Origin of the sequence: Mesobacillus maritimus, from assembly GCF_044803185.1 — a bacterium.
GTDB classification, from domain to species: domain Bacteria; phylum Bacillota; class Bacilli; order Bacillales; family Cytobacillaceae; genus Mesobacillus_B; species Mesobacillus_B maritimus_B.
This window is the reverse complement of the sequence record NZ_CP085225.1, coordinates 85,381-96,808: the sequence shown is the minus strand read 5'-3', so window position 1 is coordinate 96,808 and position 11,428 is coordinate 85,381. Positions and strand designations below refer to the sequence as shown.

Here is an 11,428-nt window from a genome sequence, read left to right as displayed (position 1 = left end):
AATAAAAATATTGGTGGAGCCTAGCGGGATCGAACCGCTGACCTCCTGCGTGCAAAGCAGGCGCTCTCCCAGCTGAGCTAAGGCCCCTCATGATGGTCGGGAAGACAGGATTCGAACCTGCGACCCCTTGGTCCCAAACCAAGTGCTCTACCAAGCTGAGCTACTTCCCGGAAAAAATGGCGCGCCCGAGAGGAGTCGAACCCCTAACCTTTTGATCCGTAGTCAAACGCTCTATCCAATTGAGCTACGGGCGCATAATTCTATTTGATAACTCTCAATAGAATTAGAGTATTGATTTATTCACTATCGTGAAAAAATGGTGCCGAGGACCGGAATCGAACCGGTACGGTAGTCACCTACCGCAGGATTTTAAGTCCTGTGCGTCTGCCAGTTCCGCCACCCCGGCATTTCAATGGAGCGGAAGACGGGATTCGAACCCGCGACCCCAACCTTGGCAAGGTTGTATTCTACCACTGAACTACTTCCGCAATTAAATTGTTGTGCAAATCACTATGGTGCGGGTGAAGGGAGTCGAACCCCCACGCCTCGCGGCGCTAGATCCTAAGTCTAGTGCGTCTGCCAATTCCGCCACACCCGCTTTATAAATAAAGTTATTTCTCTGACGAGAAAAACAATGGTGAGCCATGAAGGACTCGAACCTTCGACCCTCTGATTAAAAGTCAGATGCTCTACCAACTGAGCTAATGGCTCTAAAAACTAGTAATATAAGCACTACTAGAATTAAAAAAAGTGGTGCCGGCCAGAGGACTTGAACCCCCAACCTACTGATTACAAGTCAGTTGCTCTACCAATTGAGCTAGGCCGGCATAATGGTAAATTATTTTCGCTATCGCGAAAAAATTATGGTGGAGGATGACGGGATCGAACCGCCGACCCTCTGCTTGTAAGGCAGATGCTCTCCCAGCTGAGCTAATCCTCCATATTATAAGCCTGGCAACGTCCTACTCTCACAGGGGGAAACCCCCAACTACCATCGGCGCTGAGAAGCTTAACTTCCGTGTTCGGCATGGGAACGGGTGTTACCTTCTCGCTATCGCCACCAGACTATTTAATTAAAGGGTAGATATTTTGCTGACGCAAAATCTTTGTTCCCTCAAAACTAGATAATGTGTAAGAAGTAAAAGTAACTCGATTTGTATCAATAATTGGTTAAGTCCTCGATCGATTAGTATCAGTCAGCTCCACACGTCACCGCGCTTCCACCTCTGACCTATCAACCTGATCATCTTTCAGGGATCTTACTAGCTTGACGCTATGGGAAATCTCATCTTGAGGGGGGCTTCATGCTTAGATGCTTTCAGCACTTATCCCGTCCGCACATAGCTACCCAGCGATGCCTTTGGCAAGACAACTGGTACACCAGCGGTGCGTCCATCCCGGTCCTCTCGTACTAAGGACAGCTCCTCTCAAATTTCCTGCGCCCACGACGGATAGGGACCGAACTGTCTCACGACGTTCTGAACCCAGCTCGCGTACCGCTTTAATGGGCGAACAGCCCAACCCTTGGGACCGACTACAGCCCCAGGATGCGATGAGCCGACATCGAGGTGCCAAACCTCCCCGTCGATGTGGACTCTTGGGGGAGATAAGCCTGTTATCCCCGGGGTAGCTTTTATCCGTTGAGCGATGGCCCTTCCATGCGGAACCACCGGATCACTAAGCCCGACTTTCGTCCCTGCTCGACTTGTAGGTCTCGCAGTCAAGCTCCCTTGTGCCTTTACACTCTGCGAATGATTTCCAACCATTCTGAGGGAACCTTTGGGCGCCTCCGTTACATTTTAGGAGGCGACCGCCCCAGTCAAACTGCCCACCTGACACTGTCTCCCACCCCGATCAGGGGTGCGGGTTAGAATTTCAATACAGCCAGGGTAGTATCCCACCGACGCCTCCACCGAAGCTGGCGCTCCGGCTTCCAAGGCTCCTACCTATCCTGTACAAGCTGTACCAAAATTCAATATCAGGCTGCAGTAAAGCTCCACGGGGTCTTTCCGTCCTGTCGCGGGTAACCTGCATCTTCACAGGTACTATAATTTCACCGAGTCTCTCGTTGAGACAGTGCCCAGATCGTTACGCCTTTCGTGCGGGTCGGAACTTACCCGACAAGGAATTTCGCTACCTTAGGACCGTTATAGTTACGGCCGCCGTTTACTGGGGCTTCGATTCAAAGCTTCGCGTGAGCTAACCTCTCCTCTTAACCTTCCAGCACCGGGCAGGCGTCAGCCCCTATACTTCGCCTTGCGGCTTCGCAGAGACCTGTGTTTTTGCTAAACAGTCGCCTGGGCCTATTCACTGCGGCTTTTCAAGGCTTTAACACCCTAAAAAGCACCCCTTCTCCCGAAGTTACGGGGTCATTTTGCCGAGTTCCTTAACGAGAGTTCTCTCGCTCACCTTAGGATTCTCTCCTCGCCTACCTGTGTCGGTTTGCGGTACGGGCACCTTTTATCTCGCTAGAGGCTTTTCTTGGCAGTGTGGAATCAGGAACTTCGGTACTATATTTCCCTCGCTATCACAGCTCAGCCTTCACGGTAACGGGATTTGCCTCGTTACCAGCCTAACTGCTTAGACGCACATATCCAGCAGTGCGCTTACCCTATCCTCCTGCGTCCCCCCATTGCTCAAACGATAAAGAGGTGGTACAGGAATATCAACCTGTTGTCCATCGCCTACGCCTTTCGGCCTCGGCTTAGGTCCCGACTAACCCTGAGAGGACGAGCCTTCCTCAGGAAACCTTAGGCATACGGTGGATGGGATTCTCACCCATCTTTCGCTACTCATACCGGCATTCTCACTTCTAAGCGCTCCACCAGTCCTTACGGTCTAGCTTCAACGCCCTTAGAACGCTCTCCTACCGCGGACATCGTAAGATGTCCACCCACAGCTTCGGTGATACGTTTAGCCCCGGTACATTTTCGGCGCAGAGTCACTCGACCAGTGAGCTATTACGCACTCTTTAAATGGTGGCTGCTTCTAAGCCAACATCCTGGTTGTCTAAGCAACTCCACATCCTTTTCCACTTAACGTATACTTTGGGACCTTAGCTGGTGGTCTGGGCTGTTTCCCTCTTGACTACGGATCTTATCACTCGCAGTCTGACTCCCACGGATAAGTCATTGGCATTCGGAGTTTGTCTGAATTCGGTAACCCGATGAGGGCCCCTAGTCCAAACAGTGCTCTACCTCCAAGACTCTCACTTCGTGAGGCTAGCCCTAAAGCTATTTCGGAGAGAACCAGCTATCTCCAGGTTCGATTGGAATTTCTCCGCTACCCACACCTCATCCCCGCACTTTTCAACGTGCGTGGGTTCGGGCCTCCAGTAGGTGTTACCCTACCTTCACCCTGGACATGGGTAGATCACCTGGTTTCGGGTCTACAACCACATACTTATTCGCCCTATTCAGACTCGCTTTCGCTGCGGCTCCGTCTTCTCGACTTAACCTTGCATGTAATCGTAACTCGCCGGTTCATTCTACAAAAGGCACGCTATCACCCGGCATTTTCCGAAGGAAATATGCACAGGGCTCTAACTACTTGTAGGCACACGGTTTCAGGATCTCTTTCACTCCCCTTCCGGGGTGCTTTTCACCTTTCCCTCACGGTACTGGTTCACTATCGGTCACTAGGGAGTATTTAGCCTTGGGAGATGGTCCTCCCAGCTTCCGACGGGATTTCACGTGTCCCGCCGTACTCAGGATCCACTCAGGAGGGAACGAAGTTTCAACTACAGGGTTTTTACCTTCTCTGACGGGCCTTTCCAGACCACTTCATTTACCCCGTTCCTTTGTAACTCCATGTTGAGTGTCCTACAACCCCAGAAGGCAAGCCTTCTGGTTTGGGCTAATCCCGTTTCGCTCGCCGCTACTCAGGGAATCGCATTTGCTTTCTCTTCCTCCGGGTACTTAGATGTTTCAGTTCCCCGGGTCTGCCTTCAATACCCTATGTATTCAGGTAAAGATACTGTTCCATTACGAACAGTGGGTTTCCCCATTCGGAAATCTCCGGATCAAAGCTTACTTACAGCTCCCCGAAGCATATCGGTGTTAGTCCCGTCCTTCATCGGCTCCTAGTGCCAAGGCATCCACCGTGCGCCCTTTCTAACTTAACCTATGGACGAATTTATTCGTCTCTATAAGACAATCATGTCTTTGGTTTCTCTTTTTATTAAAAGAGAGAAAAATTAAAAAAGCGATACAAATGTGTGTTTTACTTTTGCCTTCTTACTTACGATTATCTAGTTTTCAAGGAACAAATTAAAAAGCTTTGAGAGAATTGCACTCTCAAAACTAAACAAACAAGCAGTCAAACATTACGAATCGAAAGATTCGCATTCCGAATGCCCTTACGGCATTATCCTTAGAAAGGAGGTGATCCAGCCGCACCTTCCGATACGGCTACCTTGTTACGACTTCACCCCAATCATCTGTCCCACCTTAGGCGGCTGGCCCCTAAAAGGTTACCCCACCGACTTCGGGTGTTACAAACTCTCGTGGTGTGACGGGCGGTGTGTACAAGGCCCGGGAACGTATTCACCGCGGCATGCTGATCCGCGATTACTAGCGATTCCGGCTTCATGCAGGCGAGTTGCAGCCTGCAATCCGAACTGAGAATAGATTTATGGGATTTGCTTGACCTCGCGGCTTCGCTGCCCTTTGTTCTATCCATTGTAGCACGTGTGTAGCCCAGGTCATAAGGGGCATGATGATTTGACGTCATCCCCACCTTCCTCCGGTTTGTCACCGGCAGTCTCCTTAGAGTGCCCAACTGAATGCTGGCAACTAAGGACAAGGGTTGCGCTCGTTGCGGGACTTAACCCAACATCTCACGACACGAGCTGACGACAACCATGCACCACCTGTCACTCTGTCCCCCGAAGGGGAACGCTCTGTCTCCAGAGTTGTCAGAGGATGTCAAGACCTGGTAAGGTTCTTCGCGTTGCTTCGAATTAAACCACATGCTCCACCGCTTGTGCGGGCCCCCGTCAATTCCTTTGAGTTTCAGCCTTGCGGCCGTACTCCCCAGGCGGAGTGCTTAATGCGTTTGCTGCAGCACTAAAGGGCGGAAACCCTCTAACACTTAGCACTCATCGTTTACGGCGTGGACTACCAGGGTATCTAATCCTGTTCGCTCCCCACGCTTTCGCGCCTCAGCGTCAGTTACAGACCAGAGAGTCGCCTTCGCCACTGGTGTTCCTCCACATCTCTACGCATTTCACCGCTACACGTGGAATTCCACTCTCCTCTTCTGCACTCAAGTCCCCCAGTTTCCAATGACCCTCCACGGTTGAGCCGTGGGCTTTCACATCAGACTTAAAGGACCGCCTGCGCGCGCTTTACGCCCAATAATTCCGGACAACGCTTGCCACCTACGTATTACCGCGGCTGCTGGCACGTAGTTAGCCGTGGCTTTCTGGTTAGGTACCGTCAAGGTACCGGCAGTTACTCCGGTACTTGTTCTTCCCTAACAACAGAGCTTTACGACCCGAAGGCCTTCATCGCTCACGCGGCGTTGCTCCGTCAGACTTTCGTCCATTGCGGAAGATTCCCTACTGCTGCCTCCCGTAGGAGTCTGGGCCGTGTCTCAGTCCCAGTGTGGCCGATCACCCTCTCAGGTCGGCTACGCATCGTGGCCTTGGTGAGCCGTTACCTCACCAACTAGCTAATGCGCCGCGGGCCCATCTGTAAGTGACAGCCGAAACCGTCTTTCAGCATTCCCTCATGAGAGGGAATGAATTATCCGGTATTAGCCCCGGTTTCCCGGAGTTATCCCAGTCTTACAGGCAGGTTGCCCACGTGTTACTCACCCGTCCGCCGCTAATCTTCAGGAGCAAGCTCCCTCAGATTCGCTCGACTTGCATGTATTAGGCACGCCGCCAGCGTTCGTCCTGAGCCAGGATCAAACTCTCCAATAAAATGTAGAGTGATTAGCTCATAAAATAAAACGTTGGCTCATGTTCTTCTATAATAGAAGTCATGAATAAATATTGTTTGTTGACGCTTGTTTGTTTAGTTTTCAAAGAACAATTCGTTGCTGTTGAAGCAACTCTTATATAATAACAAGTTTGAAAATCAATGTCAACAAGTTTTTTTATTCACTAACTTGTTAACCTGTTGTCTCGCAACAACGTTTATTAATATACCATCCTTATTTATCGGTGGCAATAGTTTTTATAAACTTTTTATCATCTTTTTTAAAGTAAAACTTTTCACACAATTTACCAGTATCATCTAAGAATAAAAGCCCAAGCAACCTGTTCAGCTAGGGCGCTAGAGTTGGATCTAAAAACGAGTATAATTAACAAAACCCTTAACCTTTTAAATTCCTTAGACGAAGAAAAAAGGCAAGGCGACATTAAAATCGCCTTGCCTTTTTATTAAATTAACGATGACGCATAAGCGGGAATAATAGTACATCTCGAATTGATGCCGAATTTGTTAACAACATAACAAGACGGTCAATTCCAATTCCAAGCCCTCCCGTTGGAGGCATTCCATATTCTAAAGCTTCAATGAAATCATCATCCATTTCATGAGCTTCATCATTTCCTTGTTCTTTCTCTTTTAACTGAGCTTCAAATCTCTCGCGCTGATCAATTGGATCATTTAATTCTGTAAAGGCATTAGCATGTTCACGTGCCACAATAAACAACTCGAACCGATCAGTGAAGCGCGGATCTTCATCATTTTTCTTAGCAAGCGGTGAGATTTCCACTGGGTGTCCATATATAAAGGTAGGCTGTATTAATTTTTCCTCTACTCTTTGCTCAAAGAATTCATTCACGATGTGACCATATTGCATATGCTCAGTGATTTCGATACCGTGTTCCTTTGCAAGCTCACGCGCTTCTTCTGTGGTCATTTTCTTCCAGAAGTCTACACCTGTATATTCTTTGATTGCATCGACCATATGAAGTCTCTTCCATTCTGGCTGAAGCTCAATATCATGCTCTCCATAGCGAATAGTTGTGGTCCCTAATACATCTTCTGCAATGTAGGCGATTAGATTTTCTGTTAGCGACATTATGTCACGGTAATCAGCATAGGCCTCATAGAGTTCAATCATCGTAAACTCAGGATTATGTCTTGTTGAGACACCTTCATTTCGGAATACACGACCGATTTCGTAAACTTTCTCAAGGCCGCCGACAATCAGGCGCTTTAAGTGTAATTCAATCGCTATCCTCATATAAAGGGTCATATCTAAGGCATTATGATGAGTGATAAACGGGCGTGCAGAAGCTCCGCCTGCAATTGAGTGCATCATTGGTGTTTCAACTTCTAGATAGCCATGATCATCCAGATAACGTCTCATCGACTGAATAATGCGGCTGCGGTTAATAAACGTCTCCTTGCTTTCATCACTAACGATTAAATCAAGATAGCGCTGACGGTATCTTTGTTCCACGTCTTTTAAGCCGTGAAATTTATCTGGTAACGGACGGAGGGCTTTGGTTAAAAACACAAATTCGCTAACCTTAATAGAAAGTTCTCCGACCTTCGTTTTAAATAAAGTCCCTTCGATTCCAACATGGTCTCCAAGGTCTGCATCGTTAAAGATTCCATAAGCTTCCTCGCCAACAGCGTCCTGGCGAACATATATTTGAATTTGGCCGGTTAAGTCCTTAATATGAGCAAAGCCTGCTTTCCCTTTTCCACGCTTGGTCATAATTCGACCAGCAATTTTCACAGAGACATTTTGATTCTCTAGCTCTTCCTTTTCTACTTCTCCAAATTCACTTACAATCGTTCCATTATCATGCGTACGCTCGAACCGCTTACCAAATGGATCAAGTCCCTTTTCTCTTAGGGCATTCATTTTTTCTCTTCTAACCAGAAACTGGTCATTCAATTCTTCCTGACTCATTTATTGCTCACTCCAATGATTAAATTGTTGTTGATATGTAACTAGATATGAATACTCCTATTATTTTACACAATTCAGCTATAATAGACATGATAAATGCATAAGTAATAAGAAAAACTAATGTCTTTCAAGCTAAATAGTACCTTATTTAATTATAAGGTTAACAAAAAAACCTAATATCGATCCTTTTCCTAGAAAAAAAACTGCCAGTATGCTTCTGGCAGTCTTGTCAATAACAAATGCATTATAGGAAATGAATGCTGAAAAGTCAACCTACACTGCTTTTGATTCAGCTAAATCCATCTTTTCTTCAGCCTCTTGAACGAAATCTGTTAATAGTGTCGCGAGTTCCGCTCTTGTGTTACATTCATTAACAGCATTACGCACCTTTGCATTTCCGCGAATCCCTTTTAAGTACCATGCAGCATGTTTTCGCATTTCACGAACCGCAATATACTCATTTTTCAGAGCGATGAGTCTGTCTAAATGAAGCAAGCAAACATCAATCTTTTCACGAACTGAAGGCTCTCCAACTAATTTACCTGTTTCAAGGTATTTAACAGTCTGATAAATCATCCATGGGTTTCCTAATGCAGCACGACCAATCATAACACCATCAACACCCGTTTCATCTATCATGCGTTTGGCATCCTGCGGGGTTTGAACATCTCCATTTCCAATAAGCGGAATATTAATGTTCTGCTTTACTTCACGGATAATATCCCAGTTGGCCGTCCCTTCGTACATTTGAACACGTGTACGGCCGTGTAGGGCAACCGCACTGCCGCCTGCACGTTCAACCGCTTGAGCGTTTTGAACCGCAAAGATATGGTCCTCATCCCATCCCATACGCATTTTTACCGTCACTGGTTTCTCAACAGCATCAACCACCGCGGCTACCATATCATAGATTTTATTTGGATCGAGAAGCCATTTAGCCCCGGCATCACATTTTGTGATTTTCGGAACAGGGCATCCCATATTAATATCAATAATTGCAGCGTTTGAATTTTTGTCAACAAACCGAGCAGCCTCGACAAGAATGTCTTTTTCCCCACCAAAAATTTGTAGGCTTAGAGGGTACTCACGCTCGTCAATATATAACATGTCCATTGTTCGATCATTCTTAGAAACAATTCCCTTATCACTAACCATTTCTGCACATACTAGACCGGCACCAAATTCTTTCACAGTTAGGCGGAATGCTGAGTTACACACCCCAGCCATCGGTGCCAGTACGACAGGGTTATCAATCTGAACATCACCAATTTTAAGCATTTTCTGCCTCCTGTGTGTTTATATTATCGTAGTTTGCTACCATTTGGAGGAGCCAGTTCCTCAACACTAATATTGAGCATCAATGCAACTTGGCTTTTAAAGGAGTCATCAGGCATTCGGTTACCTCTCTCCACTTCGCCTAAAACCGAGACTGAAACGCCCAGTTCTCTTGCAAAAGTTTCTTGTGTATATCCTTTTAGCTTTCGAAAAGCGCGAATACGTCTTCCCCATTTTTCCGCTTCCATATTCGTACTCCTTCTTTATCTGGGAAACAGTCATCAAGGACTATCCCCGGCAACTTTATATGTGAATCAATCTCTAATAACGGAACCATTACAAAAGCTCGCTCCTGCATTCGAGGATGTGGAACGATTAACTTCTCTGATTTTATATTTTCTTGATTATACAGAAGAATGTCAAGGTCCAATGTTCTCGGTCCCCATTTTATTTCCCGTTTCCTACCAAGCTTTTCCTCAATCAAAAGTAACTCATCTAAAAGCTCATAGGGTCCTAGTGCTGTATTTACTTGAATGACCATGTTTAGAAACAAATCTTGGTCTGTGTAGCCAACCGGGTCTGTCTCATAAACAGATGAAACATTTACCACATTTATTTTATTATGGGCGTTAATTTGTTTAATTCCCTCTCTCATACAATGCCATCGATCACCGATATTTGAACCGATAGCAATAAATGCTGTATTTTCCACTTTATCGACCCCTTGTAATTTCAACCGCAACGGATTGGTAATGTCCCGGGATTGGTGGGTCTGGTTTAATAACTGTAACGTGACAAAGGGCGATGCTATTGAAATTTTCAAGTATGTTAGTAGCGATTTTTTCTGCAACTGCCTCAACTAGTTTACAAGGTTCCCCCTCAACCACTTCCTTGCAAACTTGGTAAAGGTCTGCATAACTAATGGAGTCCTCTAACCGATCACTTTTCCCTGCAACTGAAAGGTCAAGTTCAACCGTGAGGTCGACCGCAAAGCGCTGCCCAAGCTTTGTTTCTTCGGGGAACACACCATGATACCCATAAAACTCCATCCTATTAACATGAATCTTATCCATTATCATTTCCCTTTCCCATCAAGGCGTCCATCATCTTAGCCATCCTTGCCATTTCCTTGACATCATGTACTCTAATAAGCTGACAACCTTTTTGTATACCGTAGCAAACCGTCGCTCCTGTCCCCTCTAGTCTTTCTGAAACAGGGAGATTAAGAACATTACCAATGAAGCCTTTTCTAGACGTCCCCAAAAGGACCGGATAGCCCAATGATATCATTGTATCTAGATTTCTCATGATTTCAAGGTTTTGCTCATGCGATTTTGCAAAACCAATCCCTGGATCCAAGATAATATTCTCCGGCTTCACTCCAGCGATTCTAGCTAGTCCAACACTTTTATATAGGTCATTATACACGTCGCGGATAAAAAATTCGTAGTTCGGTTCCGTGCGGTTATGCTGCAGAATTATAGGAACATCATATTTTGCAGCAACCTTTGCCATTTCAGGGTCTGCCTTTACGCCCCAAATATCGTTAATAATATGGGCACCAGCCTCTAACGCTTGCTTGGCAACTTTCGATTTATAGGTATCCACGGAAACAGGAACATCTACATTCCTTGTAATAGCCTCAATAATTGGGACAACCCGCTCAATTTCTTCTTCATCCGAAATCCGTATATAACCTGGACGAGTTGACTCTCCCCCGATGTCAATTAAATCTGCACCATCCGCAACCATTTGCGCCGCTCTTTTGATTGCACTTTCTATTTGAGTGTATTTCCCTCCATCAGAAAAAGAGTCAGGGGTGACATTTAAAATCCCCATGATTAAGGTTTTGTTGCGATAATTAAGCTGATAGGCCCCAGCCTTTATCACACCTAAATTTTGTTCCATATATAAATCCTCCAACGATTTCAAAATAACTTGCTTTAAAAGGACCTCACTAGTTGATATTTCACCCTTACCATCATACATGATGTCTGTTCAAATTTCATTTTACTAAGAAAAGCGGAAGCGCCTTGCCCAGGGGCGACAGGCATAAGACGAGCCGGCGAGAAGGTTGTTCTTTAACCTTCTTGACGGATTGGCTTATGACCCGAGCCCCTAGGCGCTGGAGCTGGACAAATAGAAAAGCGGAAGCGCCCTGTTCAGCGACGTATGGCTGGAGCCCTCCAACTGAGATAAAGGAAACACGAAGAGCCGGAGGCGATTCGATGTTGACTTATCGCAGGGCGGTAAAAATCCAAATGCCGATTTTTAC

6 protein-coding genes, 9 tRNA genes and 3 rRNA genes are annotated in these 11,428 nt (G+C 46.3%); all 18 read right to left on the bottom strand.

What is annotated here, in order from left to right; genetic code table 11:
• Positions 1-11: 11 nt before the first annotated feature.
• Positions 12-87: transfer RNA gene (locus LG336_RS00505), tRNA-Ala, on the bottom strand.
• Between the two features lie 6 nt (positions 88-93).
• A tRNA-Pro gene (locus tag LG336_RS00500) sits at positions 94-170 on the bottom strand.
• A 7-nt stretch (positions 171-177) separates the two neighbouring features.
• Positions 178-254: transfer RNA gene (locus LG336_RS00495), tRNA-Arg, on the bottom strand.
• 63 nt (positions 255-317) lie between these two features.
• Positions 318-406 (bottom strand) — tRNA-Leu (locus LG336_RS00490).
• Positions 407-413: 7 nt separating this feature from the next.
• A tRNA-Gly gene (locus LG336_RS00485) sits at positions 414-488 on the bottom strand.
• Positions 489-513: 25 nt separating this feature from the next.
• A tRNA-Leu gene (locus LG336_RS00480) sits at positions 514-598 on the bottom strand.
• Between the two features lie 37 nt (positions 599-635).
• A tRNA-Lys gene (locus LG336_RS00475) sits at positions 636-711 on the bottom strand.
• A 40-nt stretch (positions 712-751) separates the two neighbouring features.
• Positions 752-827 (bottom strand) — tRNA-Thr (locus tag LG336_RS00470).
• Between the two features lie 37 nt (positions 828-864).
• Positions 865-940, bottom strand: a tRNA-Val gene (locus LG336_RS00465).
• 9 nt (positions 941-949) lie between these two features.
• Positions 950-1,065 (bottom strand): 5S ribosomal RNA (gene rrf / locus LG336_RS00460).
• A gap of 101 nt (positions 1,066-1,166) precedes the next feature.
• A 23S ribosomal RNA gene (locus tag LG336_RS00455) occupies positions 1,167-4,123 on the bottom strand.
• A 252-nt stretch (positions 4,124-4,375) separates the two neighbouring features.
• Positions 4,376-5,926: ribosomal RNA gene (locus tag LG336_RS00450) — 16S ribosomal RNA — on the bottom strand.
• Together the 16S, 23S and 5S rRNA genes with 9 tRNA genes alongside form the textbook arrangement of a ribosomal RNA operon.
• A 467-nt stretch (positions 5,927-6,393) precedes the next feature.
• Positions 6,394-7,878, bottom strand: coding sequence for a lysine--tRNA ligase (lysS, locus tag LG336_RS00445; RefSeq protein ID WP_404330676.1), 1,485 nt, complete (start codon positions 7,876-7,878; stop codon positions 6,394-6,396).
• Between the two features lie 273 nt (positions 7,879-8,151).
• Positions 8,152-9,156, bottom strand: a complete 1,005-nt coding sequence (gene dusB / locus LG336_RS00440; RefSeq protein WP_404330675.1) for a tRNA dihydrouridine synthase DusB — start codon at positions 9,154-9,156, stop codon at positions 8,152-8,154.
• A gap of 23 nt (positions 9,157-9,179) precedes the next feature.
• Positions 9,180-9,401, bottom strand: coding sequence for a multiprotein-bridging factor 1 family protein (locus LG336_RS00435; protein WP_404330674.1), 222 nt, complete (start codon positions 9,399-9,401; stop codon positions 9,180-9,182).
• Complete coding sequence (gene folK / locus LG336_RS00430; RefSeq protein WP_404330673.1) at positions 9,353-9,865, bottom strand: 2-amino-4-hydroxy-6-hydroxymethyldihydropteridine diphosphokinase; 513 nt, start codon at positions 9,863-9,865, stop codon at positions 9,353-9,355. The genes LG336_RS00435 and folK overlap by 49 nt, the downstream gene beginning before the upstream one ends.
• Before the next feature lies 1 nt (position 9,866).
• Positions 9,867-10,226 carry a dihydroneopterin aldolase gene (gene folB, locus LG336_RS00425; RefSeq protein WP_404330672.1) on the bottom strand — a complete coding sequence of 120 codons (360 nt, stop codon included), beginning with the start codon at positions 10,224-10,226 and terminating at the stop codon, positions 9,867-9,869.
• The gene (gene folP / locus LG336_RS00420; RefSeq protein ID WP_404330671.1) at positions 10,219-11,061 is read right to left on the bottom strand and encodes a dihydropteroate synthase; all 843 of its coding nucleotides are present in this window, start codon (positions 11,059-11,061) and stop codon (positions 10,219-10,221) included. Before folP ends, folB begins: the two co-directional genes overlap by 8 nt.
• Positions 11,062-11,428 lie beyond the last annotated feature (367 nt).